General features: G+C 59.7%; 29 protein-coding genes. 22 read left to right on the plus strand and 7 right to left on the minus strand.

Features of this window, described 5'->3' with window-relative positions; genetic code table 11:
- Positions 1-151: 151 nt before the first annotated feature.
- Together ACPW74_RS21030 and gpmM are read right to left on the minus strand one after the other, a co-directional pair.
- Positions 152-1,555, minus strand: a complete 1,404-nt coding sequence (locus ACPW74_RS21030; protein ID WP_039039497.1) for a peptidoglycan DD-metalloendopeptidase family protein — start codon at positions 1,553-1,555, stop codon at positions 152-154.
- Positions 1,556-1,564: 9 nt separating this feature from the next.
- A complete protein-coding gene (gene gpmM / locus ACPW74_RS21035) occupies positions 1,565-3,094 on the minus strand; it encodes a 2,3-bisphosphoglycerate-independent phosphoglycerate mutase (protein WP_039039496.1) in 1,530 nt (509 codons plus the stop codon).
- A gap of 348 nt (positions 3,095-3,442) precedes the next feature.
- Between gpmM and ACPW74_RS21040 the strand changes: the two genes are divergently transcribed.
- From ACPW74_RS21040 to gpsA, 3 genes are read left to right on the plus strand one after another with little or no spacing between them, the layout of a single operon-like run.
- Positions 3,443-3,874, plus strand: coding sequence for a rhodanese-like domain-containing protein (locus tag ACPW74_RS21040; protein WP_010672546.1), 432 nt, complete (start codon positions 3,443-3,445; stop codon positions 3,872-3,874).
- 47 nt (positions 3,875-3,921) lie between these two features.
- Positions 3,922-4,392 (plus strand): protein-export chaperone SecB, encoded by a 471-nt coding sequence (secB, locus tag ACPW74_RS21045; protein ID WP_010672547.1) that lies wholly within the window; start codon positions 3,922-3,924, stop codon positions 4,390-4,392.
- A 2-nt stretch (positions 4,393-4,394) separates the two neighbouring features.
- On the plus strand, positions 4,395-5,399 hold the full coding sequence (gene gpsA, locus ACPW74_RS21050; RefSeq protein ID WP_223931880.1) for an NAD(P)H-dependent glycerol-3-phosphate dehydrogenase: 1,005 nt from the start codon (positions 4,395-4,397) through the stop codon (positions 5,397-5,399).
- Between the two features lie 69 nt (positions 5,400-5,468).
- Here gpsA and nfuA read toward each other — a convergent pair whose 3' ends face one another.
- Together nfuA and ACPW74_RS21060 are read right to left on the minus strand one after the other, a co-directional pair.
- Positions 5,469-6,047, minus strand: a complete 579-nt coding sequence (gene nfuA / locus ACPW74_RS21055) for a Fe-S biogenesis protein NfuA (protein ID WP_010672549.1) — start codon at positions 6,045-6,047, stop codon at positions 5,469-5,471.
- 148 nt (positions 6,048-6,195) lie between these two features.
- Positions 6,196-6,924 carry a ComF family protein gene (locus ACPW74_RS21060; protein ID WP_029313494.1) on the minus strand — a complete coding sequence of 243 codons (729 nt, stop codon included), beginning with the start codon at positions 6,922-6,924 and terminating at the stop codon, positions 6,196-6,198.
- Between the two features lie 38 nt (positions 6,925-6,962).
- Between ACPW74_RS21060 and bioH the strand changes: the two genes are divergently transcribed.
- From bioH to ACPW74_RS21075, 3 genes are all read left to right on the plus strand, one after another.
- Positions 6,963-7,727, plus strand: a complete 765-nt coding sequence (gene bioH / locus ACPW74_RS21065) for a pimeloyl-ACP methyl ester esterase BioH (RefSeq protein WP_041212176.1) — start codon at positions 6,963-6,965, stop codon at positions 7,725-7,727.
- Between the two features lie 72 nt (positions 7,728-7,799).
- Positions 7,800-8,033 (plus strand): flagellar biosynthesis protein FlgE, encoded by a 234-nt coding sequence (locus tag ACPW74_RS21070; protein ID WP_425858463.1) that lies wholly within the window; start codon positions 7,800-7,802, stop codon positions 8,031-8,033.
- A gap of 1 nt (position 8,034) precedes the next feature.
- On the plus strand, positions 8,035-8,796 hold the full coding sequence (locus ACPW74_RS21075) for a putative metalloprotease CJM1_0395 family protein (protein ID WP_279980958.1): 762 nt from the start codon (positions 8,035-8,037) through the stop codon (positions 8,794-8,796).
- Positions 8,797-8,854: 58 nt separating this feature from the next.
- Here the strand turns inward: ACPW74_RS21075 and ACPW74_RS21080 are convergent, their stop codons facing one another.
- Together ACPW74_RS21080 and greB are read right to left on the minus strand one after the other, a co-directional pair.
- Positions 8,855-11,161: a Tex family protein gene (locus tag ACPW74_RS21080; RefSeq protein ID WP_128273070.1), complete on the minus strand. Its 2,307-nt coding sequence runs from the start codon at positions 11,159-11,161 to the stop codon at positions 8,855-8,857.
- 268 nt (positions 11,162-11,429) lie between these two features.
- Complete coding sequence (greB, locus tag ACPW74_RS21085) at positions 11,430-11,903, minus strand: transcription elongation factor GreB (RefSeq protein WP_039039492.1); 474 nt, start codon at positions 11,901-11,903, stop codon at positions 11,430-11,432.
- A 202-nt stretch (positions 11,904-12,105) separates the two neighbouring features.
- On the opposite strand from greB, the gene ompR reads away from it, so the two are divergent.
- Entirely contained in the window at positions 12,106-12,825 is a 720-nt protein-coding gene (gene ompR / locus ACPW74_RS21090) for a two-component system response regulator OmpR (protein ID WP_010672556.1), read from the plus strand.
- On the plus strand, positions 12,822-14,132 hold the full coding sequence (envZ, locus tag ACPW74_RS21095; RefSeq protein ID WP_010672557.1) for a two-component system sensor histidine kinase EnvZ: 1,311 nt from the start codon (positions 12,822-12,824) through the stop codon (positions 14,130-14,132). Before ompR ends, envZ begins: the two co-directional genes overlap by 4 nt.
- Before the next feature lie 35 nt (positions 14,133-14,167).
- Here envZ and ACPW74_RS21100 read toward each other — a convergent pair whose 3' ends face one another.
- On the minus strand, positions 14,168-15,082 hold the full coding sequence (locus ACPW74_RS21100; protein WP_104452026.1) for a DMT family transporter: 915 nt from the start codon (positions 15,080-15,082) through the stop codon (positions 14,168-14,170).
- A 355-nt stretch (positions 15,083-15,437) separates the two neighbouring features.
- Here ACPW74_RS21100 and rpsJ point away from each other — a divergent pair, with 355 nt between their 5' ends.
- The 14 genes from rpsJ to rplE all read left to right on the plus strand — a co-directional run bounded on the left by rpsJ (position 15,438) and on the right by rplE (position 21,801).
- On the plus strand, positions 15,438-15,749 hold the full coding sequence (gene rpsJ, locus ACPW74_RS21105) for a 30S ribosomal protein S10 (RefSeq protein WP_005307944.1): 312 nt from the start codon (positions 15,438-15,440) through the stop codon (positions 15,747-15,749).
- Between the two features lie 22 nt (positions 15,750-15,771).
- Positions 15,772-16,404: a 50S ribosomal protein L3 gene (gene rplC, locus ACPW74_RS21110; protein ID WP_010672559.1), complete on the plus strand. Its 633-nt coding sequence runs from the start codon at positions 15,772-15,774 to the stop codon at positions 16,402-16,404.
- Between the two features lie 17 nt (positions 16,405-16,421).
- Positions 16,422-17,027: a 50S ribosomal protein L4 gene (gene rplD / locus ACPW74_RS21115; protein ID WP_005340616.1), complete on the plus strand. Its 606-nt coding sequence runs from the start codon at positions 16,422-16,424 to the stop codon at positions 17,025-17,027.
- Entirely contained in the window at positions 17,024-17,326 is a 303-nt protein-coding gene (gene rplW / locus ACPW74_RS21120) for a 50S ribosomal protein L23 (RefSeq protein ID WP_005307955.1), read from the plus strand. Before rplD ends, rplW begins: the two co-directional genes overlap by 4 nt.
- A 15-nt stretch (positions 17,327-17,341) precedes the next feature.
- Positions 17,342-18,163, plus strand: a complete 822-nt coding sequence (rplB, locus tag ACPW74_RS21125) for a 50S ribosomal protein L2 (RefSeq protein ID WP_010672560.1) — start codon at positions 17,342-17,344, stop codon at positions 18,161-18,163.
- A 22-nt stretch (positions 18,164-18,185) separates the two neighbouring features.
- Positions 18,186-18,464 carry a 30S ribosomal protein S19 gene (rpsS, locus tag ACPW74_RS21130; RefSeq protein WP_005307960.1) on the plus strand — a complete coding sequence of 93 codons (279 nt, stop codon included), beginning with the start codon at positions 18,186-18,188 and terminating at the stop codon, positions 18,462-18,464.
- Between the two features lie 10 nt (positions 18,465-18,474).
- Positions 18,475-18,819: a 50S ribosomal protein L22 gene (gene rplV / locus ACPW74_RS21135; protein ID WP_010672561.1), complete on the plus strand. Its 345-nt coding sequence runs from the start codon at positions 18,475-18,477 to the stop codon at positions 18,817-18,819.
- A gap of 3 nt (positions 18,820-18,822) precedes the next feature.
- Positions 18,823-19,536 carry a 30S ribosomal protein S3 gene (gene rpsC, locus ACPW74_RS21140; protein ID WP_005331168.1) on the plus strand — a complete coding sequence of 238 codons (714 nt, stop codon included), beginning with the start codon at positions 18,823-18,825 and terminating at the stop codon, positions 19,534-19,536.
- A gap of 13 nt (positions 19,537-19,549) precedes the next feature.
- Entirely contained in the window at positions 19,550-19,963 is a 414-nt protein-coding gene (gene rplP / locus ACPW74_RS21145; protein WP_010672562.1) for a 50S ribosomal protein L16, read from the plus strand.
- Positions 19,963-20,154: a 50S ribosomal protein L29 gene (gene rpmC / locus ACPW74_RS21150; protein ID WP_005307965.1), complete on the plus strand. Its 192-nt coding sequence runs from the start codon at positions 19,963-19,965 to the stop codon at positions 20,152-20,154. The genes rplP and rpmC overlap by 1 nt, the downstream gene beginning before the upstream one ends.
- On the plus strand, positions 20,154-20,402 hold the full coding sequence (rpsQ, locus tag ACPW74_RS21155; protein ID WP_005307966.1) for a 30S ribosomal protein S17: 249 nt from the start codon (positions 20,154-20,156) through the stop codon (positions 20,400-20,402). The genes rpmC and rpsQ overlap by 1 nt, the downstream gene beginning before the upstream one ends.
- Before the next feature lie 148 nt (positions 20,403-20,550).
- Positions 20,551-20,919, plus strand: a complete 369-nt coding sequence (gene rplN / locus ACPW74_RS21160; protein WP_005307975.1) for a 50S ribosomal protein L14 — start codon at positions 20,551-20,553, stop codon at positions 20,917-20,919.
- Positions 20,920-20,930: 11 nt separating this feature from the next.
- Positions 20,931-21,248, plus strand: a complete 318-nt coding sequence (rplX, locus tag ACPW74_RS21165) for a 50S ribosomal protein L24 (protein ID WP_005307977.1) — start codon at positions 20,931-20,933, stop codon at positions 21,246-21,248.
- Between the two features lie 13 nt (positions 21,249-21,261).
- Positions 21,262-21,801 carry a 50S ribosomal protein L5 gene (rplE, locus tag ACPW74_RS21170; RefSeq protein WP_005331162.1) on the plus strand — a complete coding sequence of 180 codons (540 nt, stop codon included), beginning with the start codon at positions 21,262-21,264 and terminating at the stop codon, positions 21,799-21,801.
- Positions 21,802-21,811 lie beyond the last annotated feature (10 nt).

The following is a 21,811-nucleotide window of genomic DNA, read 5'->3' on the forward strand; positions in this document are numbered from 1 at the left end:
CCTGCCAAGCAAAAAGCCTGCGCGATGCAGACTTTTTGTCAGGTGAAGTGGTAAACGACGCGGTGTTGCTGTCTTTTGCTCCCTGCCCCTCTCGCGGGAGAAGGGCTGGAGATGAGGTAGCGGACTCCACTCGGGCACCGACAAGGCGGGCTTAGCGTCTGGCCAGCCACTTGGTCGGGTTGATGGCCTCGCCCTGATAGCGGATCTCGAAGTAGAGGCCGGAGCGCTCCTGTCCGCCGCTGTCGCCGACCAGGGCCACGGGTTCCCCTTGCTCCACCTTTTGTCCCACCTGTCGCAGCAGCGACTGGTTGTGGCCGTAGAGGCTCATGTAGCCCTTGCCGTGGTCGATGACCAGCAGCATGCCGAAGCCGTCGAGCCAGTCGGCGTAGACCACCTGGCCCGGTGCCACCGCCTTGACCTGGGTCCCTTCGCTGGCGCCGATCAGGGTGCCCTTCCACTTCAGCTCGGCGGTACGCGGCGAGCCGTAGGAGATGAGGATGGGGCCCTGCACCGGCCAGCGCAGGTTGCCACCCGTGCTCAGACCGCCGTAGCCGTTGCTGCTCGCCTTGGCGCTGTTGCGGGCGGCCGCTTGCTGCTGCGCCACCTTGGCCTGCTGTTCGGCGACGCGTTGCTGCTGGGCCGCCAGCCGCTGCTGTTCGCCGACCTGGCGCTGCTGGGCCGCGATCCGCTGCTGCTCCTCAATGCGTTTCTGTTCGGCTGCCAGGCGCTGGGCCTCCAGACGGCGCTGGCGCTCCTGCTCGGCCTTGATCTTGGCAAGGCGCTCCCGCTCGGCCCGTTCGCGGCGTTCCTTTTCTTCCTGCTGACGACGCAGCTCTTCCAGCCGCGCCTTGAGCGCCTTCTCCGCCTTGACCAGCTTGTCTAGCTTCTGCTCGTCGGCCTGCACCGATTGCTGCAACTGGTTGCGCACCTTGGCACGGCTCTGCTGGCTGGCCAGCAGGCTCTGGTGATGCTCCTGCTGCTCGCCGAGCAGGGTCTGGAGGCGGTTCTCGGTCTCCCTGGTGGCCTGCTGGTTCTTGGCCAGCTTGTCACGGGTGGCGCGCAGGGCTTCAATGGCCTCGATGCGGGCCTTGTTGAGGTAGTCGAAGTAGTCGAGGGCGCGGCTCAGCTTGGCCGGATCCTGCTGGTTGAGCAGCAGTTTGAGGTAATCGTGGTTGCCCGCCTGGAAGGCGCTTTCCGCCTGCTTGGCCAGCAACTGTTTCTGATGTTTTGCTTGTTGCTCCAGTGCCAGCTTGTCCTGCTGCAGGGACGCCAGCTTCTGCTGGTTCTGCCGGAGTTGCTGTCTGGTCTGCTCGAGTTTGGCGGCGGCAGCCGAAATGGCCTGCTCGTCAGCCTTGAGCTGGGTGTTGAGCTTGGCAAGCTCCTGCTTGCTGAGCTTGAGGGTCTGTTGCTGTTCCTTGATCTGGGACTGCATGGCCCCCAACTGCTGGTTCGCAGCCTGGGCTGTGCCGGTACCGCCGATCAGGCAAAAAAACAGCGCGCCGGCCAACAGGCCGACGCGACTGGTTTTCTGTGAAATAATTTCGCATCCCCGCATGGGGCAGGATTATTTCAGAATCATCAGGGGCTTGCCAGTCATTTCCGGCGGCACCGGCAGACCCATCAGGGTCAGCATGGTGGGGGCCAGATCGGACAGTTTGCCACCTTCGGCGACCTCGGCTTTACGACCGAAGTAGATGAGGGGAACCGGCAGATTGGTGTGGGCGGTGTGGGCCTGACCAGTCTCTTCGTCCATCATCTTCTCGGCGTTGCCATGGTCGGCGGTGATGAGGCACTCGCCGCCCACTTCCGCCAGGGCGTCGGTGACGCGACCGATGCAGTGGTCGACCGCTTCACAGGCTTTGACGGCCGCATCGAACACGCCGGTGTGGCCGACCATGTCGCCGTTCGGGTAGTTGCAGATGATGACGTCGTACTTGCCGCTCTTGATGGCCGCAACCAGCTTGTCGGTCAGCTCTTCGGAGCTCATCTCCGGCTGCAGGTCATAGGTAGCCACTTTCGGGCTCGCCACGATTTCGCGATCTTCGCCGCTGAAGCAGGCCTCTTCGCCACCGTTGAAGAAGAAGGTGACGTGGGCGTACTTCTCGGTCTCGGAGATGCGCAGCTGGGTCTTGCCCTGCTTGGCCAGCCACTCACCCAGGGTGTTGACCAGGGCGGTGGGCGGATAGGCGCAGGCGGTTTTGATGTCGGCCGCGTATTCGGTCAGCATCACGAAGTGCAGGGCCGGGGTGGCGGTGCGGGCGAAGCCGGTGAAGTCGGTATCGACGAAGGCGCGGGTGATTTCGCGGGCGCGGTCGGCACGGAAGTTCATGAAGATCAGCGCATCGCCGTCGATCATCGGTACAGCGTCGCCGATGCGGGTGGCCTTGACGAACTCGTCGTTCTCGTCGCGGGCATAGGCGGCGGCCAGCGCGTCGGTGGCGTTGTCGGCGGTGAATTCGCCCTTGCCCTGGGTCATCAGGTCATAGGCCTGCTGCACGCGATCCCAGCGGTTGTCGCGGTCCATGGCGTAGTAACGACCGATCATGGAGGCGAAACGGCCCTTGCCCAGTCGGGCAAACAGGGCGTCGAACAGCTCGATGGAGGACTGGGCACTGCGCGGCGGGACGTCGCGGCCATCCAGGAAGGCGTGGAAGTAGATCTGCTCGGCGCCACGCTTGGCGGCCATCTCGATCATGCCCATGATGTGCTCTTCGTGGCTGTGTACGCCACCCGGGGACATCAGACCCATGATGTGCACGGCCTTGCCCTTGGTCACGGCAGCGTCGACAGCCTTGGCCAGCTCGACGTTCTGGAAGAAGTCGCCGTCCTGGATGTCCTTGGATATGCGGGTCAGCTCCTGATAGACGACGCGACCGGCACCGATGTTGGTGTGGCCCACTTCGGAGTTGCCCATCTGGCCGTCCGGCAGACCCACGTCCAGGCCGGAGCCGGAGATCAGGGTGCTGGTGTAGTCACGGGCCAGGCGATCCAGATTGGGGGTCTTGGCAGCAGCAACGGCGTTGTACTCTTGCTTGGTGCTGTAGCCCCAACCGTCCATGATGACCAGAACCAGCGGTTTCTTAGCTGTTGACATAAGGCTATGTCCTCTCGGATAGGAATGAATTGCGGGAAGTGAAACTAGCGTAATATTACTACATCTGCCGAAATAGTCACCTGATAGCCAAGTCCCTCTCCAGCCTCGCTTTTTAACTGTTATCCCGCTGTTTTAGGCATGTTGCCGGCTTGTCTGCCGCGGCGGGGTTTCCTCTGTTTCCCCCCTCTTTTCGGCATGGCACATCCTCTCGTTCGGCTCGGTTGGAGGAGGAAGAATCGGCAGCCATCCCTGATGGGAGCTTGCTCTCGCTTTGCCGCCAAGATGGCTGATCTTATGCAGGGCCCCATGTATACTCGGGCCCTTGTCTTGGTCCCTGGATAGTAGAAGATGCAAGAGTATTTGGATTTCGCGGCCCGCAATCCGCTGCTGACCGCAGCCTGGTTGGGCCTGGCAGGCACTCTGGTGTATACCACTGTGCGTGCTCGTTTTTCTCCGGTGAAGGCGGTCAACAACCACGCCGCTACCCTGCTTATCAACCGTGAAAATGCCACCGTCGTGGACATTCGCAGTCAGGATGAATTTGCCAAGGGCCATTTGGCCGGGGCCCATCACCTGCCGCTCGCCCAGATCCAGGCGAATAATCTGGGCCCGGTTGAAAAGCACAAGGATGCCCCCATCATAGTGGTGTGCGAGTCGGGGATGACCGCTGGTGGCGCGGGTCGCCAACTGAGCAAGGCCGGTTTCAAGCAGGTGTATGTGCTCAGCGGTGGCATGGCCCAATGGCGTGCAGACAATCTGCCGGTGACCAAAAAACGCTGATTTAAGGGCCTGCGCCCACTCATTATCTTAAAAAGGAATCAAACGAAATGGCTGACGAAATCAACAACCAGGAAGTGCAACCGGAATTCCACATCCAGCGTGTCTACACCAAGGATGTCTCCTTCGAAGCCCCGAATACCCCGCACATCTTCCAGAAAGAGTGGCAGCCGGACGTCAAGCTGGACATGGACACCAAGACCAATGTCCTGGCCGACAGCGTCTATGAAGTGGTGCTGACCCTGACTGTCACCTGCAAGCTGGAAACCGAGACCGCCTTCCTGTGCGAAGTGCAGCAAGCCGGCATCTTCACCATCGGCAACCTGCCTGAGCCGCAACTGGCCCACTGCCTGGCGGCCTTCTGCCCGAACATCCTGTTCCCGTATGCCCGCGAAGCGGTGTCCAACCTGGTGAGCAAGGGTTCCTTCCCGCAGCTGAACCTGGCACCGGTCAACTTCGACGCCCTGTTCGCCCAGCACATGGCGCAGGTACAGGCCCAGCAGGCGACTGCGGAAGCCTGATAATGGCCGACCAGATCGCAATCTCGGTCCTGGGGGCGGGGTCTTATGGCTCCGCCCTTGCCATTTCTCTGGCGCGCAATGGTCATCCGACCCTGCTGTGGGGTCACGACCCTGCCCATGTCGCCGAGCTGGAACAGGATCGCTGCAACAAGGCATTCTTGCCGGATGTCCCCTTCCCGGCCGATCTGCAACTGACGTCGAATCTGCAGGCGGCGGTGCAAGCCGCTCCCGTGCTGCTGCTGGTGGTGCCGAGCCATGTGTTCGGCCAGGTACTGGCCCGGGTCAAACCCTTCCTGCGCCCGGATACCCGGATCGCCTGGGCCACCAAGGGGCTGGAGCCGGACAGCGGCCGTCTGCTGCAAGAGGTGGCGCGGGAGGTGCTGGGGGATGCCATTCCACTGGCGGTCATCTCGGGCCCGACCTTCGCCCGCGAGCTGGCCGCCGGTCTGCCGACCGCCATCTCGGTGGCCTCGACCCACGACGACTTTGCCGACGATCTCTCCCACCTGCTGCACTGCGGCCGCTCGTTCCGGGTCTATACCAATCCGGACTTCATCGGTCTGCAGCTGGGCGGGGCGGTCAAGAACGTCATCGCCATCGGTGCCGGTCTCTCTGACGGACTCGGCTTTGGCGCCAACGCCAGAACCGCGCTCATCACTCGGGGCCTGGTGGAGATGCAGCGTCTGGGCGCCGCCCTCGGGGCCGACGCCAAGACCTTCATGGGGATGGCGGGGCTCGGGGATCTGGTGCTGACCTGTACCGACAACCAGTCGCGCAACCGCCGTTTCGGTCTGGCGCTGGGAGCGGGCAAGTCGGTTGACACCGCCATGGCCGAGATAGGCCAGGTGGTGGAAGGCTATCGCAACACCAAGGAGGTGCATCTGCTGGCGGCCCGCTGTGGCGTCGAGATGCCCATCTGCGAACAGATCTTCAAGGTGCTGTACGAGGGCAAGAATCCGAAAGAGGCGGCCATCGCCCTGCTGTCGCGAGACAAGAAGGACGAGTGATCTGCCAGCCGCAGAATGCAAAAGGCCCCGCCAGCTGGCGGGGCCTTTTCTTTGCCGCAAGGGGGCAAATCAGTAGTAGGAGTGGTCGCCGCGCTGGTGCTCGGTGGCATCCTTGACGCCGTTGAGCTCGCCCGGGAATTTCTCCAGCAACTGCTTCTCGATCCCCTCTTTCAGGGTGTAGTCGACCATGGAGCAACCGTTGCAACCGCCGCCAAACTGCAGGATGGCCAGTTTGTCGTCGGTCAGCTCGACCAGGGTGACCTTGCCGCCGTGACCGGCCAGCATGGGGTTCACCTCGGACATCAACACGTACTCGATGCGATCGATCAGCGGGGCGTCATCGGCCACCTTGCGCATCTTGGCGTTGGGTGCCTTCAGGGTGAGCTGAGAGCCCATCTGATCAGTGACGAAGTCGATGGTGGCATCCACCAGGAAGGGGGCGCTCAGGGGATCGACCAGGCAGTCGAAGCCGCTGAAGGGCAGGTGCTGATCTTCCGGATCGACCGCGTCGGGTGGGCAATAGGATACGCCGCACTCGGCATTCTGGGTTCCCGGATTGACCACAAACACCCGGATGTTGGTGCCATCAGGCTGCTTCTCCAGCAACTTGCGGAAGTGGGCCTGGGCGGTGTCGGAAATGCTGATCATCACTATCCTCATAAACCTGAGTGTACGACTAGGGTATTCATGATAACTCGCTTGGCGGGGCTTGGGTAGCGTGCCGATGGCGAGCCTGTGAGCCCGGGCGTATCGGAATCATGCCGCCAGCGGCCTCCCGGGCCGGATCCCTGCCCGGTTATTTCAGGTGTCGGAGGGTACGGCAGATGGCCCACACCTCTACCGTGGTGACGCCGTGCTCATGAAGCAACCGGGTGAGCTGACCTGCGGTGGCGCCCGTGGTGACCACATCATCGAGCAGTGCCACATGCCGGTAGTGGTGAGGTTCTATTTCGAAGGCGCCACGCAGATTGCGTCGCCGCTGGCCGGCACTGAGCCGGGTCTGTTGCGGGGTCGACCTTGTCCGGCGCAGTACGCGGGTGTCGCAAGGAATGCCGGTGAGTGCGCTCAGGGCATGGCCGATTTCTTCTGCCTGATTGAAGCCGCGCCACCACTGGCGCCACCAGTGCAGGGGAACCGGAATGATGACCTGCGGCGGATTGGCGAGGTCCAGATGGTCTGCCAGCAGGCGGGCAAGCAGCGGCGCGAGCAGGATCTGACCGGAATACTTCAGCCGGGGGATGAGTTGGGCATAAGGTGCCTGATAATCGCCGATCACCTGCAAACGCTCCCAGGGGGCGGGTCTGCGCTGGCAGCGTCCGCACAGCAGTTCGCTCTCGCGATGTTGCTCCGGCAGCGGTGCTGCACACATCAGGCATCGTCTGTCGTGTTGGCGCTGGGCGTGGCGGCACCAGGAGCACAACAAAGGCGTCTCGTCACAGGGTTGGCGACAGAGCAGGCACAGACCGAGCCAGTCGGACTGGGTGCCAAGGATCGGACTTGCTTTGGCGAGCAGCCGCTTTAACATGCAGGCTCCAAGCAGATAAACAGGGATCTTGAGTCTAGATGAGCGTATCGGTTGAGCGGTTTGGCCAGGGCCCGGACCTGGTGTTGTTGCATGGCTGGGGCATGAACGGGGCCGTCTGGCACGGTATTGCCCAAGAACTGGCTGCCCACTATCGGCTGCATCTGGTGGACCTGCCCGGCTTTGGCAACAGCCCCCTGCAAGCAGGGACAGACTACACCCTGCCCTGGCTGGCAGAGCAGGTGGCGGCCATATTGCCTGAAAAATGCCATCTGCTCGGCTGGTCCCTCGGTGGTCTGGTGGCGAGTCAGTTGGCGCTGACCATGCCTGAACGCCTTCACTCTCTCATTACCGTAGCCAGTTCTCCCTGCTTCATGGCCCGCGACGAGTGGCCCGGGATTGCCCCCAAGGTGCTGGCGGGGTTCAACCAGATGCTGGCCGGCGACTTCATGCAGACCATAGAGCGCTTCCTCGCGATCCAGGCCATGGGCAGCGAGCACGCCAGAAACGACATTCGCCAGTTGCGTCACTGGCTGGCGGAGCGACCCGCTCCCCGGCTTGCGGCCTTGGAGGCGGGTCTGGGCCTGCTGGCCGAGGTCGATCTACGGGATGAACTGATCGGCCTGGATCTGCCCTGGCTGCGTCTTTACGGCAGGCTGGATACCCTGGTGCCGAAGGCCGCCATTCCCTTGCTGGATGCGCGTTACCCTGCCAGCCACAGTCTGGTGCTGGAGAAGGCATCCCATGCCCCCTTCATCTCCCATCCAGAGCAGTTCATCACCCTCCTGCGGCAGTTCATTGACTGAGATTTGAGCGGCAGGCTTCAATAACTCGTCAGGTTGATGGATAATTAGCCAACCCTACAGAGGAGTGTGCCAATGCGTATCGAATCAGCCATGACGGCGGGCGTGCAGGGGTTCCAACGGGCCGAGCAGTTGGCGGGCCAGGCTTCCAGCCAGATCGCCCATCTCAATACGGCAGCGGGTGATCAGGTGCAGTTGCCGGATGAACTGGTGAATCTCAAGGTGGCCGAGCTGCATGCCGGGGCATCCGCCAAGGTGATCCAGACGGCCAGCGACATGCTGGGCACCCTGATCGATATCCGGGTGTGACATGAACATCAACGTCAGTCTGCCGACCATCATTCCGAATCAACTGCAGCCGCAGACGGAATTGGCACAGACTGACAACCGCCGCGCAGAACTGGTGCCCCCCAGCCGCCAGAGCGAGGCGTCCAACGCCGAGTCCGGCGTCGGTTCCCAGAAAGAGAGATCCCGGGCCGCCCAGGCCAATCCCGCCGCCCCATCCTCGTCCACGAAAGAGAACGGCCAGACCGGCCCCGTGATGGTGGCGCACCGTTTTGTCGAGGCAACGGGGGAGGAGGGGGAGCGTCGACAACGTCAGGAGGGTGAACAGCAGGAGCAGCAAAAGCAGCAGCGTCAGGTGGCTGCGCTGGTCGAACGGGATCTCGAAGTTCGCAAGCACGAGCAGGCTCACCAGGCCGCCGGCGGCGAGCATGCGGGGAGCCCTACCTACCAGTTTTCCCGTGGGCCGGATGGCAAGCGTTATGCCACCGGGGGGGAGGTGGTCATCGACATGGGGACCATTCCCGGGGATCCCGCCGCGACCATCGCCAAGATGCAGCAGGTGCGTGCCGCTGCGCTGGCTCCCGATGAACCATCGTCACAAGACATGAGTGTGGCCCGTGCCGCCTCTGGCAAGGAGGCACAGGCCCGCAAGGATCTGATGACCCTCAGGCAGGAAACCACAGGCCCGCTCGGTGCTTATATGGACAATCGAAACCAGGTGATTGCCAGGCACTATCAGCAAGCGGTGAGGCCAGCCTCCCCGCATAGCCTGAGTCAGGACGTTTGATCCCGCTCAGTACAGGCATGAAAAAGCCCCTTTCGGGGCTTTTTTGCATTCTGGGGGCTTATTTCTTCAGTTTCGACAGGGCAGCCGCGAAGGCGTTGCCCATGGCACCCTCGGTCGGAGCGCTCTGACGGGGCGCCTGTTTCGGTCGGGCGTTGCCAGTGTGACGCGGCTCGGCCGTTTTGCGTGCAGGCTGGCCGGCTTTTTCATCCAGACGCATGGTCAGACTGATGCGTTTGCGCGGTACGTCGACTTCCAGCACCTTGACCCGGACGATGTCACCGGCCTTGACCACCTCGCGGGGATCCTTGACGAAGCGATCGGTGAGGGAAGAAATGTGCACCAGCCCGTCCTGATGGACGCCGATGTCGACGAAGGCACCAAAGTTGGTGACGTTGGTGACCACCCCCTCCAGCACCATCTCGGGTACCAGATCGCTGATTTTCTCCACCCCTTCCTTGAAGGTGGCGGTCTTGAACTCGGGGCGCGGGTCGCGGCCGGGCTTGTCCAGCTCGCCGATGATGTCGGTGACGGTGGGCACCCCGAACTGCTCATCGGTGTAGTCGGTGGGCTTGAGGGTGCGCAGCAGGCTGCTGTTGCCGAGCAGGCTGTCCACGGTCTGCTCCAGCTTGGCGAGGATCCGCTCCACCACCGGGTAGGATTCCGGGTGCACCGCCGAGCCGTCCAGCGGGTTGCTGCCGCCCCGAATGCGCAGGAAGCCAGCGCATTGCTCGAATGCCTTGGGTCCGAGTCGGCCAACTTTCAGCAACTGCTGACGACTCTTGAAGGCGCCGTTCTCGTCGCGGTAGGCGACGATGTTCTGGGCCAGGGTCTGGGAGAGGCCGGAAACCCGGTTGAGCAGGGCGACCGAGGCGGTATTCACATCCACCCCCACCGCGTTCACGCAATCCTCGACCACCGCGTCGAGGCGGCGGGCCAGCTGGCTCTGGCCGACATCGTGCTGGTACTGGCCCACACCTATGCTCTTGGGATCGATCTTGACCAGCTCGGCCAGGGGATCCTGCAACCGGCGGGCGATGGAGACGGCGCCGCGAATGGAGACGTCGAGATCCGGGAATTCCTGGGAGGCGAGCTCGGAGGCGGAGTAGACCGATGCCCCCGCTTCACTCACTACTATCTTCTGTGCCTTGGCGGCCGGGTAGCGCTCGAACAGATCGCTCACTAGGCGGTCGGTTTCCCGCGAGGCGGTGCCGTTGCCGATGCTGATGAGCTCGACCTTGTGCTTCTGGCACAGCTCGCTCAGGGTCTTGAGACTCTGGTCAACCTGGCGCTTGGGTTCGAACGGATAGATGGTCGCGTGATCGACCAGCTTGCCGGTGGCATCCACCACCGCCACCTTGACCCCGGTGCGGATGCCGGGATCCAGCCCCATGGTGCAGCGCATGCCGGCCGGTGCCGCCATCAGCAGATCCTTGAGGTTCATGGCGAACACCTTGATCGCCTCCTCCTCTGCTGACTCGCGGATGCGGCCGATCAGCTCGGTTTCCATCTGCAGGGAGAGCTTGATCTTCCAGGTCCAGCTCACCACCCCCTGCAGCCACTTGTCGGCCGGGCGACTTTGCAGGTTGAGTCTGAGGTGATGGGCGATGATACCCTCGCAGGGGCTGGTACCCTCATCCTCGCCGGTGACCAGCGCCAGGTTGAGGATCCCCTCGTTGCGGCCGCGCAACATGGCCAGCACCCGGTGGGAGGGGGCCTTGTGCAGGGGTTCGTCGTGTTCGAAGTAGTCCTTGAACTTGGCCCCTTCCTGCTCCTTGCCTGCCACCACGCGGGCACGCAGGGTGGCGTTCTGCCACAGGTAGTCCCGCAGCTTCTCAAGGAGATCGGCCTGCTCGGCGAAACGCTCCATCAGGATGTAGCGGGCACTGTCGAGGGCAGCCTTGCCGTCGGTGATCCCCTGCTCGGCATTGAGGAAGCGAACCGCCTCCTGTTCGGGATCCTTCATGGGGTCACCCAGCAGCAAATCCGCCAGTGGCTCCAGCCCCGCCTCGATGGCCATCTGCCCCTTGGTGCGCCGCTTGGGCTTGTAGGGGAGGTAGAGGTCTTCCAGCCGGGTCTTGCTGTCGGCCTCGTTCAGCTCGCGGGCCAGTTCGGGGGTCAGTTTGCCCTGCTCTTCGATGGAGCGCAGGATCACCTGGCGGCGATCCGCCAGTTCACGCAGGTAGCCGAGGCGGCTCTCCAGGGTACGCAGCTGGCTGTCGTCCAGACCGCCGGTCACCTCTTTGCGGTAACGGGCGATGAAGGGAACGGTCGCGCCTTCGTCCAGCAGGCGAACGGCTGCCTGCACCTGTTCCGGGCGGGCATTCAGCTCACCGGCGATCTGATGTTCTATTACGTGGCTTTGCATCGAGGGTCTCTTGGTCGGGTCCTGTCTAACTGGCCAGCGTGGGGCTATGTCGCCGAACAGGGGGTCTGTCCTGGCGATACTTTAGATACCTGCCAGGCCACTGCCGCGCGGGCCGGTTGGCGCCGCAAGGCGCCGGGTGTGAGCACTATATGGGGTCGGGCAGCGGGATGCCACCCCGGCAGAAATGACGTTTCTCATACCCGGTGGGCGGACATGCTCGGTCTCTCCTGGCCTTGTCAGCCGATTTGGCAGTGAGGGTCGGCCTGGCTTATTTGGGATAGCTGATCTCATTGATGTACCAGCAGGCGTCACCCACTGGCGTTTGCACCATGGCTTCATCGCCCACCTCTTTCTTGAGCAGGGCGCGGGCCATGGGGGAATCGATGGAGATGTAATCCTTGCGGCCGAAGATCTCGTCATAGCCGACGATGCGAAAGCGCTTGGTCTCACCCTCGTCGTTTTCCACCTCGACCCAGGCGCCGAAGAAGACCTTGCCCTCCTGGGAGGGTGAGTAGTCGACTATGGTCAGCTCTTCCAGGCACTTGCGCAGGTAGCGAACCCGGCGGTCGATCTCCCGCAGGCGTTTCTTGTTGTACTGGTAATCGGCATTCTCGCTGCGATCACCCAGGCTCGCCGCCCAGGCCACTTTTTTGGTGACATCGGGCCTCTCCTCCCGCCAGAGCATGTCGTGCTCCTGCCGGAGCCTGGTGTAGCCTTCACGGGTAATGAGTTTGGTTTTCATGGAGTTATCACTCCCTCGCCAATTGCATCCGGTTGCTCGGGATCTTAGTCATTGTCGCCGCGCTGTCGAGCAAAAAGCAGAGCTGGCCATCCATCCTTCCCGGCTCCGGGGCCGAATGAGGGCAATAACCGGTAACATATTTATGCTTTGTGGTTGCAGGGGGCGGCTCTAGTATGAGGGGAGACATAAAAGAGAGGTGGCAATGAGTCAGCAATACAAGGTCCTGGTGGTGGACGACGATCTGAAACTGCGTTCCTTGCTGGAGCGCTACCTCACCGAGCAGGGGTTTGTAGTGCGAGGTGTCGCCAACGGGGAGCAGGCCGATCGCCTGCTGACGCGTGAAAACTTCAGCCTGATGGTGCTTGATCTGATGCTGCCGGGGGAAGACGGCCTCTCCATCTGCCGCCGCCTGCGCGAGGCCGGCAACCAGATCCCTGTCTTGATGCTCACCGCCAAGGGGGACGAAGTGGATCGCATCGTCGGTCTGGAGATGGGGGCCGACGATTATCTGCCCAAGCCGTTCAACCCCCGTGAGCTGCTGGCCCGGATCCGCGCCGTGCTGCGCCGCCATACCGTGGAGCTGCCCGGCGCCCCTTCCGCGGCGGAGAAGATGGTGAGTTTCGGGGCCTACCAGCTCAATCTGGCGACCCGTGAACTGAGCCGTGATGGCGAACCGGTTGCCCTGACCAGCGGGGAGTTCGCCGTGCTCAAGGTGCTGGTGAGTCATCCTCGCGAACCGCTCTCCCGTGACAAGCTGATGAACCTGGCCCGTGGTCGCGAGTACACGGCCACCGAGCGCAGCATCGATGTGCAGGTCTCCCGCCTGCGCCGCCTGCTGGAACAGGACCCGGCCCAGCCTCGCTATCTGCAGACCGTCTGGGGTCTGGGGTATGTGTTCGTACCGGACGGCGAGAACGCATGAAGAAAGTGGGCAGCATGTTCTCCCGTATGCTCTGGTTTCTGGCTGCCGTGCTGGTGGTCTATCAAGTCGTCTCCTACGTTACCTTCTACAACTACCTGCTGGCGCCGACCGTCAAGCAGATCAGCCACCTGCTGGCAAACCAGGTCAAACTCATCTTTCCGGTGGACAACAACCAGCTGGCGCTCAGTGAAGATGCCGAGGCGCTGGTCTATGTGACCACTGGCAGCGACATCTATACCCAGAGCGAGGCGGAGCAGCACGGGCTGAATGATTCCAAGCCCTACCCCTATCTGGAGCAGAGCATCAGCCGCGAATTGAAAGGGGATACCAGGGTCAGAGTTGAAATCCAGGATCACTACATCATCTGGATCCAGCCTCCCCAGGCCAGCCAGATGTGGGTGCGCATTCCCCTGACGGAAATTGAAGATGACGACATCGAACCGCTCATCCTCTATATGAGCGTCTTGCTGGTGGTGACCCTGTTTGCAGCCTGGCGTTTTGCCCGTCAGCTGGTGCGACCGCTGGAGGATCTGGAAGCGGGGGCCGTGGCGGTGGCGCGCGGCAACTTTCCCGATGCCCTGGGGGAGCAGGGCTCGCGGGAGGTGCGCCGCCTGACCCGCACCTTCAACCACATGTCGAGCTCCATCAAGGGGCTGATCGAGGAGCGCAACCTGATGATGGCCGGGGTATCCCACGATTTGCGCACCCCTCTCACCCGCATTCGTCTCGCAACCGAGATGATGTCCTCGGGGGATGAGTACCTCAAGGAGAGCATCAATGCGGACATCGATGAGTCGAACGGCATCATTGATCAGTTCATCGATTACATTCGCCCGAACGAGGGGCTCGATGCCCGGCCCGTCGACCTGACCCAGCTCATTCACGATGCGTTGCTGATGCAGACCGATCAGGGACTGGAAGTGGAGCTGCTCCTGCCGGAGGAGGCGGTGCGTGTGGCCTGCCATCCCATCAGCATTCGCCGTATCCTCAACAATCTGTCGGGCAACTCCCTGCGCTATGGCGCGACCCGGTTGCAGGCCGAGCTCAGGGATGATGGCCACTGGGTGCGGCTGCGACTCTCCGACAATGGCCCGGGGATCGCAGAAGAGGACTACTCCCGGGTGCTCAAGCCCTTCACCCAGGGCAATGTGGCGCGCACCGGTGGCGGGAGTGGGCTGGGGCTGGCCATCGTTGCCAAGATAGTCTCCCAGCATCACGGCACCATCAGGCTGGGGCGCTCCGAACTGGGGGGCTTGCAGGTGGAGATCCGGCTACCCAAGAACCAGCCGCTGGAGTGGATGGATTGAAAGCAGGGCGTATCGAGGGATACGCCCTTTGTCTGTCAGGGGTGGGGATCGCTCACCTTGCGGTAGCGCTTGCCATATTTGAGTTGCTGGATAAGCAGGGCGGCGACGATGAGAACCAGCCCGATGGGGGTTGCCGGGTGAATGGTTTCGCCGATCAACAGGTTGAGCAGCACCAGAGAGGCAAACGGCGAGATGAAGATAAGGTTGCTGATGGGGGCCGTGTTGGTGGCGTGGCGCAGGGCCATCAGCCAGAGCACGAAACCGAAACCCATCTCGAACAGCCCCACATAGATGGCGCCAGCCCATCCCTGCCAGGCAGTCATGGCAAAGTCCGAGAGCAACCAGGTCGCCACGATGATGAAGGGCAGGCTGATGAGGAAGCCGAGCAGCAGGCTGACGACGGGATCCCCCTGATTGCGGGTGTTGAGGATCCAGTAACCGGCCCAGATCAGGGTCGACACCAGCGCCAGCGTGACGCCGAGCGGACTGTCGAACTGCAGACCGAACACGTTCCCCCTGGTGGCGATCACCAGGGCGCCGAAATAGCCGAGCACGATGGCGACGCCATCGCGGCGGCGCAGCTTTTGACCGAGGAAGGGAACGGCCAGCAGGCTGAGGGTGATGGCCCAGGTGTAGTTGAGAGTCTGCGCCTGCTGGGCGGGCAGCAGATCATATGCCTTGAACAGCAGCAGGTAATAGAGAAAGGGGTTCAGGACCCCGAGAGCGAGGTAGTAGAGGGGGCGACTCTTGATGTAGTCGAGCAGTAGCGGCAGTTTGCCCTGACAGGCCACGATGCACCCCAGGGTCAGGGTCGAGGTGCAGGCCGCGACCAGCAGCAGCTGTACCGGTTCAAAGTAGGCGAGGGAGATCTTGAAGGCGCTGGCCACCGTGGACCAGAGGGCGACGGCACAGAGCCCGTACTGGTAGGCTTTCTTCTGATTCTTGAGCATGGGATGGGTTCCGCAGACAGGGGCGAGGGCGCAGTCTATCAGCCTGTTTGCAACATTGTCGTTACCCCTGCCAGGCAAGGGCTTGCCCAGCCGTTGGCGAGATCCATCTGTCACATAAAATTGCGCACAATCTGTCCGCCTTCACTTGCGTGAGTGGAAAAAATCCGTATAATCCTCTCCGCTTGCCCATGAGGCAGCCAGACGATATGTCTGCTTGCTGAGCTTCCCGTTTACGAGTTGCCAGCCATACAGTCCTCCCGATATGGGAGGAAACGTGAAAAATCACACCTCTGGCGGGAGTAATCCCGGTCGGACGGTGTTGATTTATGTTCTTTTATCTATTGGAGCTCTGTCAATGCAGAACCAAAGAATCCGTATCCGCCTGAAGGCTTTTGATCATCGCCTGATCGATCAATCCACTGCGGAAATCGTTGAAACTGCTAAGCGCACTGGCGCGCAGGTTCGCGGTCCTATCCCGCTGCCGACTCGCAAAGAGCGTTTCACCGTTCTGATCTCCCCGCACGTCAACAAAGACGCGCGTGATCAGTACGAGATCCGCACTCACAAGCGTCTGGTAGACATCGTTGAACCGACTGACAAGACCGTTGACGCTCTGATGCGTCTGGATCTGGCAGCTGGTGTAGACGTCCAGATCAGCCTGGGTTAATTACGGAAAGAGGTTGATAACAATGACAATCGGTCTTGTAGGTCGCAAAGTGGGTATGACTCGCATCTTCACTGAAGATGGCGTTTCTATCCCGGTGACTGTTATCGAAGTTGAAGCTAACCGTGTAACTCAGGTCAAATCTGTAGAAACCGACGGCTACAACGCTATTCAGGTTACCACTGGCGCCAAGAAAGCCAGCCGCGTAACCAAGCCGGAAGCTGGCCACTTCGCCAAAGCTGGTGTAGAAGCCGGTCGCGGTCTGTGGGAATTCCGCCTGAACAACGGTGAAACTTTCACTGTTGGTAGCGAGCTGAAAGTAGATCTTCTCGCTGACGTTAAGCTGGTAGACGTTACCGGCACATCCAAGGGTAAAGGTTTTGCCGGTACTGTTAAGCGCTGGAACTTCCGTACCCAGGATATGACCCACGGTAACTCCCTGTCCCACCGTGTACCTGGCTCCATCGGTCAAAACCAGACCCCGGGCCGTGTATTCAAGGGCAAGAAGATGGCTGGTCACATGGGTGCTGAGCGTGTAACGACTCAGAACCTGGAACTGGTTCGTGTTGACGCTGAACGCAACCTGCTGCTCATCAAAGGCGCAGTACCGGGTGCAACCAACGGCAACGTGATCGTCAAACCTGCCGTCAAAGCGTAACGTCTGAGGAGATAGTAATGGAATTGGTAATGAAAGACGCCAAGAGCGCTCTTGAAGTTTCCGAGACTACCTTCGGGCGCGAATTCAACGAAGCTCTGGTTCACCAGGTTGTCGTTGCATATGCCGCTGGTGCCCGTCAGGGTACTCGTGCGCAGCTGACTCGCTCTGAAGTGTCTGGTGGCGGCAAAAAGCCGTGGCGTCAGAAGGGTACTGGTCGTGCCCGTGCTGGCTCCATCCGTTCGCCCATCTGGCGTTCCGGTGGTGTGACCTTTGCTGCTAAGCCGCAAGATCACAGCCAGAAAGTAAACAAGAAGATGTACCGCGGCGCTATCCGTAGCATCCTGTCCGAGCTGGTACGTCAAGAGCGCCTGATCGTTGTTGAGAAGTTCGGCATCGAAGCGCCGAAGACCAAAGAACTGATCGCCAAGCTGAAAGAAATGGAACTGACTGACGTTCTGATCGTGACTGCTGAAGTCGATGAGAACCTGTTCCTGGCTGCTCGTAACCTGTACAAAGTTGACGTGCGTGACGTTGCCGGTATCGACCCGGTCAGCCTGATCGCTTTCGACAAGGTTCTGATGACTGCTGACGCAGTTAAGCAAATCGAGGAGATGCTGGCATGATCCGTGAAGAGCGTCTGCTGAAAGTTCTGAAGGCTCCGCACATCTCTGAAAAGAGCACCATGGTCGCAGAAAAGCAGAACACTATCGTGTTCAAAGTTGCTGTTGATGCCACCAAGGCGGAAGTCAAAGCTGCAGTTGCGAAACTGTTCGAGGTCGAAGTTGAGACCGTCCGTACCCTGAACATGAAGGGTAAGACCAAGCGCGCAGGTGCACGCGTAGGCCGTCGTTCCGATTGGAAAAAGGCTTATGTGACCCTGAAAGCTGGTCAGGACATCGACTTCATGGGCGCAGCCGAGTAAGAGGAGTTCTGAAAAATGGCAATCGTTAAGTGCAAGCCTACTTCTCCGGGCCGCCGCCACGTCGTCAAGATCGTCAACCAAGAGCTGTACAAGGGCAAGCCCTTCGCCGCTCTGCTGGACAGCAAAAGCAAGTCCGGTGGCCGTAACAACAACGGTCGTATCACCACTCGTCACATCGGTGGTGGTCACAAGCAACACTACCGTCTGATCGACTTCAAGCGCGACAAAGACGGCATTCCGGCCAAAGTTGAGCGTCTGGAATACGATCCTAACCGTACCGCAAACATCGCCCTGGTGCTGTATGCAGACGGTGAGCGTCGTTACATCCTGGCTCCGAAAGGCCTGAAAGCTGGTGATGCAATCGCCTCTGGTGCTGATGCTGCCATCAAGGTAGGTAACACCCTGCCGATGCGCAACATCCCGGTCGGTTCTACCGTTCACGCCGTTGAGATGAAGCCTGGTAAAGGTGCCCAGCTGGCTCGTTCCGCTGGTACTTTCATCCAGATCCTGGCTCGTGAAGGTAACTATGTAACTCTGCGTCTGCGTTCCGGCGAAGTACGTAAAGTTCTGGCCGAGTGCCGCGCTACCATCGGTGAAGTGGGTAACTCCGAGCACATGCTGCGTCAACTGGGTAAAGCCGGTGCTAACCGCTGGCGTGGTATTCGTCCGACCGTTCGCGGTATGGCGATGAACCCGGTTGATCACCCGCACGGTGGTGGTGAGGGTCGTAACAAGGGCATGCAGCCTGTGTCCCCATGGGGCCAGAAGGCTAAGGGCTTCAAGACCCGTAAGAACAAGCGTACCGACAAGTACATCGTACGTCGTCGTAACAAGTAATTGTTAACATAGAGGAATCACCATGCCACGTTCTCTCAAGAAGGGTCCATTTATTGACCTGCACTTGCTGAAGAAGGTAGAGAAAGCGGTGGAAAGCGGGGATAAAAAGCCGGTTAAGACCTGGTCCCGTCGTTCAATGATCATCCCGAACATGATCGGTTTGACCATCGCTGTCCATAATGGTCGTCAGCACGTTCCGGTTTTCGTTACCGAAGAAATGATCGGTCACAAACTGGGTGAATTCGCACCGACTCGTACTTATCGCGGCCATGCTGCTGATAAGAAGGCTAAGAAGCGCTAAGGGATAAATGATGGAAGCTATCGCTAAACACCGTTATGCCCGTACTTCTGCCCAGAAAGCTCGTCTGGTAGCCGATCAAGTACGTGGTCTGTCCGTAGACAAGGCTCTGAACATCCTGACCTTCAGCCCGAAAAAGGCTGCTGTTCTGGTGAAGAAAGTGCTGGAATCTGCCATTGCCAACGCTGAGCACAACGAAGGTGCCGATATCGACACCCTGCGTGTTGCCACCATCATGGTAGACGAAGGTCCCTCCATGAAGCGCATCCGCCCGCGTGCCAAAGGTCGCGCGGATCGTATCCTCAAGCGTACCGCTCACATCACTGTAGTGGTATCCGACGCTAAGGCTGGGAGATAAGCAATGGGTCAGAAAGTACATCCTAATGGCATTCGCCTGGGTATTACCAAGCCTTGGAATTCTACCTGGTTCGCGAACACCAAAGACTTCGCTGACAACCTGTACAGCGATTTCCAAGTACGCCAGTTCCTGACCAAGGAGCTGAAAAACGCTTCCTTGTCCAAGATCACTATCGAGCGTCCGGCCAAGAGCATCCGTGTGACCATTCACACCGCTCGTCCGGGTGTCGTGATCGGCAAGAAAGGCGAAGACGTTGAAAAACTGCGCAAAGCTGTAGCCGCAATCGCTGGCGTGCCTGCTCAGATCAACATTTCCGAAGTCCGCAAGCCGGAGCTGGATGGCAAACTGGTTGCCGACAGCATCACTTCCCAGCTGGAGCGTCGCGTAATGTTCCGTCGTGCTATGAAGCGCGCCGTACAGAACGCCATGCGCCTGGGTGCCAAGGGCATCAAAGTGGAAGTTTCCGGCCGTCTGGGCGGCGCTGAAATCGCGCGTACCGAATGGTACCGTGAAGGTCGTGTGCCCCTGCACACCCTGCGCGCCGACATCGACTACGCAACTTCTGAAGCCCACACCACTTACGGTGTGATCGGCGTTAAAGTTTGGATCTTCAAGGGCGAAGTTCTGGGCGGTCTGGCTGCAGTCAATGCTGCCGCTGCTCAAGAGCAAGCTCCTGCGAAGCCCAAGCGTGACAACAAGCGCCGCGCTGCCAAGTAAGGAGATTCGGTAAATGTTGCAACCTAAGCGTACTAAATTCCGCAAGACCCACAAGGGTCGTAACCGCGGTCTGGCCAATGCCGGTAACGAAGTATCCTTCGGTACCTTTGGCCTGAAGGCGACATCTCGTGGTCAACTGACTGCTCGTCAAATCGAAGCAGCCCGTCGTGCCATGACCCGTCACGTTAAGCGTCAAGGCAAGATCTGGATCCGTGTGTTCCCGGACAAGCCCATCACCGAAAAGCCCCTCGAAGTTCGTATGGGTAAAGGTAAGGGTAACGTGGAATACTGGGTTTGCCCGATCCAGCCTGGCAAGGTTCTGTACGAGATGGATGGTGTACCTGAGGCTCTGGCGCGTGAAGCGTTTGCCCTGGCCGCAGCTAAGCTGTCTGTTCAGACCACTTTCGTAATTAAGACGGTGATGTGATGAAAGCCCAAGATCTGCGTCAAAAGAGCGTCGAAGAACTGAACCAGGAGCTGCTGGGTCTGCTGCGTGAGCAATTCAACATGCGCATGCAAGCTTCCACCGGCCAGCTGGCTCAGACTCACACTCTGAAACAAGTGCGTCGTGACGTCGCACGTATCAAGACTGTACTGACTGAGAAGGCAGGTGCGTAATGACTGACAAGATCCGTACTCTGCAAGGTCGTGTAATCAGCGACAAGATGGACAAGTCCATCACCGTCGCTATCGAGCGCAAGGTAAAGCACCCGATCTACGGTAAGATCATCAAGCGTACTACCAAGCTGCACGTGCATGACGAGAACAACGAGTGCAAGGCTGGCGATCTCGTGGAAATCCGCGAGTGCCGCCCGCTGTCCAAGACCAAGTCCTGGACCCTGGTTGCTGTCGTAGAAAAGGCCTAATTCGGTACTTTTTAGCCCAAACGGCCCCCCATCGGGGCCGTTTGTTTTTTAGGCTACCTTTTCAAAAATAGCTGTGTTATAGTTTCGCGCCTTTTGAAGGCAGCCAGATCCCATCAGGGATAAGAAGTAAACAAAGCGGAGCACTAAGATGATCCAGATGCAAAGTATGCTGGGTGTTGCCGACAACTCCGGCGCTCGCAGTGTAATGTGTATTAAGGTTCTGGGTGGTTCGCACCGCCGTTATGCCGGCATCGGCGACATCATCAAGGTTTCCATCAAGGAAGCCATTCCTCGCGGTAAAGTGAAGAAAGGTGATGTGTATAACGCGGTGGTCGTACGCACCCGTAAAGGCGTTCGTCGTCCGGACGGCTCTGTCATCCGTTTCGACAACAATGCGGCTGTGTTGCTTAACAACAACCAACAGCCAATCGGTACTCGTATTTTTGGCCCGGTGACCCGTGAACTCCGTAACGAGAAGTTCATGAAGATTGTGTCCCTGGCACCCGAAGTACTGTAAGGAGTCGAACGATGGCAGCTAAAATCCGTCGCGAAGACGAAGTAATTGTTCTTACCGGCAAAGACAAGGGCAAGCGTGGCAAAGTCACTCAAGTCCTGATTGCAAAAGGTAAGGTAATCGTGGAAGGCATCAACCAGGTGAAGAAACACCAAAAGCCGGTACCCGCACTGGGTCAGGCTGGCGGCATCGTCACCAAAGAAGCCCCCATCGATGTATCTAACGTCGCGCTGTTCAACTCTGCCACTGGCAAGGCTGACCGCGTTGGTTTCCGGATTGAAGACGGCAAGAAAGTCCGTTTCTTCAAATCCACCGGCGAACTTGTGAAGTAATTGGAGTTTAACGATGGCGAAACTGCATGATTACTACAAATCCGATGTAGTAAATGAACTGTCCAAGCAGTTCGGTTACAAGACTATCATGCAAGTCCCTCGGATCGAGAAAATCACCCTGAACATGGGTGTTGGTGAAGCGATCTCTGACAAGAAGTTGCTGGAAAATGCTGCTGCCGATATGGCTGCCATTTCCGGTCAGAAGCCGCTGATCACCAAAGCACGCAAATCTGTTGCGGGCTTCAAGATTCGTGAAGGCTACCCGATAGGTTGTAAAGTAACCCTGCGTGGCGAGCGTATGTGGGAGTTCTTGGAACGGCTGATTTGCATCTCCGTACCGCGTATCCGTGACTTCCGTGGTCTGAACGCCAAGGCGTTCGATGGCCGTGGTAACTACTCCATGGGCGTGCGTGAGCAAATCATCTTCCCGGAAATCGACTATGACAAGGTCGATCGCGTCCGTGGTCTGGATATCACCATCACCACTTCCGCGAATACCGACGAAGAAGGCCGTGCTCTGCTGGCTGCCTTTAACTTCCCATTCCGCAAGTAAGGTTAGGGTT

Source organism: Aeromonas sp. INTO2 (genome assembly GCF_049860605.1).
In the GTDB taxonomy this organism is placed as follows: domain Bacteria; phylum Pseudomonadota; class Gammaproteobacteria; order Enterobacterales; family Aeromonadaceae; genus Aeromonas; species Aeromonas caviae.

Excerpts from the sequence above, each read along its gene's own strand:
- nfuA (WP_010672549.1), bottom strand. The coding sequence starts at position 6,047 with ATGATCAGCATTTCCGACACCGCCCAGGCCCACTTCCGCAAGTTGCTG.
- rplW (WP_005307955.1), top strand. The coding sequence starts at position 17,024 with ATGATCCGTGAAGAGCGTCTGCTGAAAGTTCTGAAGGCTCCGCACATC.
- rplC (WP_010672559.1), top strand. The coding sequence starts at position 15,772 with ATGACAATCGGTCTTGTAGGTCGCAAAGTGGGTATGACTCGCATCTTC.
- rplX (WP_005307977.1), top strand. The coding sequence starts at position 20,931 with ATGGCAGCTAAAATCCGTCGCGAAGACGAAGTAATTGTTCTTACCGGC.
- rpsC (WP_005331168.1), top strand. The coding sequence starts at position 18,823 with ATGGGTCAGAAAGTACATCCTAATGGCATTCGCCTGGGTATTACCAAG.
- ACPW74_RS21070 (WP_425858463.1), top strand. The coding sequence starts at position 7,800 with ATGCGTATCGAATCAGCCATGACGGCGGGCGTGCAGGGGTTCCAACGG.
- gpsA (WP_223931880.1), top strand. The coding sequence starts at position 4,395 with ATGGCCGACCAGATCGCAATCTCGGTCCTGGGGGCGGGGTCTTATGGC.
- rpmC (WP_005307965.1), top strand. The coding sequence starts at position 19,963 with ATGAAAGCCCAAGATCTGCGTCAAAAGAGCGTCGAAGAACTGAACCAG.
- rplN (WP_005307975.1), top strand. The coding sequence starts at position 20,551 with ATGATCCAGATGCAAAGTATGCTGGGTGTTGCCGACAACTCCGGCGCT.
- ACPW74_RS21075 (WP_279980958.1), top strand. The coding sequence starts at position 8,035 with ATGAACATCAACGTCAGTCTGCCGACCATCATTCCGAATCAACTGCAG.
- rplD (WP_005340616.1), top strand. The coding sequence starts at position 16,422 with ATGGAATTGGTAATGAAAGACGCCAAGAGCGCTCTTGAAGTTTCCGAG.
- envZ (WP_010672557.1), top strand. The coding sequence starts at position 12,822 with ATGAAGAAAGTGGGCAGCATGTTCTCCCGTATGCTCTGGTTTCTGGCT.
- rplP (WP_010672562.1), top strand. The coding sequence starts at position 19,550 with ATGTTGCAACCTAAGCGTACTAAATTCCGCAAGACCCACAAGGGTCGT.
- rplV (WP_010672561.1), top strand. The coding sequence starts at position 18,475 with ATGGAAGCTATCGCTAAACACCGTTATGCCCGTACTTCTGCCCAGAAA.
- bioH (WP_041212176.1), top strand. The coding sequence starts at position 6,963 with ATGAGCGTATCGGTTGAGCGGTTTGGCCAGGGCCCGGACCTGGTGTTG.
- ACPW74_RS21030 (WP_039039497.1), bottom strand. The coding sequence starts at position 1,555 with ATGCGGGGATGCGAAATTATTTCACAGAAAACCAGTCGCGTCGGCCTG.
- greB (WP_039039492.1), bottom strand. The coding sequence starts at position 11,903 with ATGAAAACCAAACTCATTACCCGTGAAGGCTACACCAGGCTCCGGCAG.
- rpsS (WP_005307960.1), top strand. The coding sequence starts at position 18,186 with ATGCCACGTTCTCTCAAGAAGGGTCCATTTATTGACCTGCACTTGCTG.
- rplB (WP_010672560.1), top strand. The coding sequence starts at position 17,342 with ATGGCAATCGTTAAGTGCAAGCCTACTTCTCCGGGCCGCCGCCACGTC.
- ACPW74_RS21060 (WP_029313494.1), bottom strand. The coding sequence starts at position 6,924 with ATGTTAAAGCGGCTGCTCGCCAAAGCAAGTCCGATCCTTGGCACCCAG.
- gpmM (WP_039039496.1), bottom strand. The coding sequence starts at position 3,094 with ATGTCAACAGCTAAGAAACCGCTGGTTCTGGTCATCATGGACGGTTGG.
- rpsQ (WP_005307966.1), top strand. The coding sequence starts at position 20,154 with ATGACTGACAAGATCCGTACTCTGCAAGGTCGTGTAATCAGCGACAAG.
- ACPW74_RS21040 (WP_010672546.1), top strand. The coding sequence starts at position 3,443 with ATGCAAGAGTATTTGGATTTCGCGGCCCGCAATCCGCTGCTGACCGCA.
- secB (WP_010672547.1), top strand. The coding sequence starts at position 3,922 with ATGGCTGACGAAATCAACAACCAGGAAGTGCAACCGGAATTCCACATC.
- rpsJ (WP_005307944.1), top strand. The coding sequence starts at position 15,438 with ATGCAGAACCAAAGAATCCGTATCCGCCTGAAGGCTTTTGATCATCGC.
- rplE (WP_005331162.1), top strand. The coding sequence starts at position 21,262 with ATGGCGAAACTGCATGATTACTACAAATCCGATGTAGTAAATGAACTG.
- ACPW74_RS21080 (WP_128273070.1), bottom strand. The coding sequence starts at position 11,161 with ATGCAAAGCCACGTAATAGAACATCAGATCGCCGGTGAGCTGAATGCC.
- ompR (WP_010672556.1), top strand. The coding sequence starts at position 12,106 with ATGAGTCAGCAATACAAGGTCCTGGTGGTGGACGACGATCTGAAACTG.
- ACPW74_RS21100 (WP_104452026.1), bottom strand. The coding sequence starts at position 15,082 with ATGCTCAAGAATCAGAAGAAAGCCTACCAGTACGGGCTCTGTGCCGTC.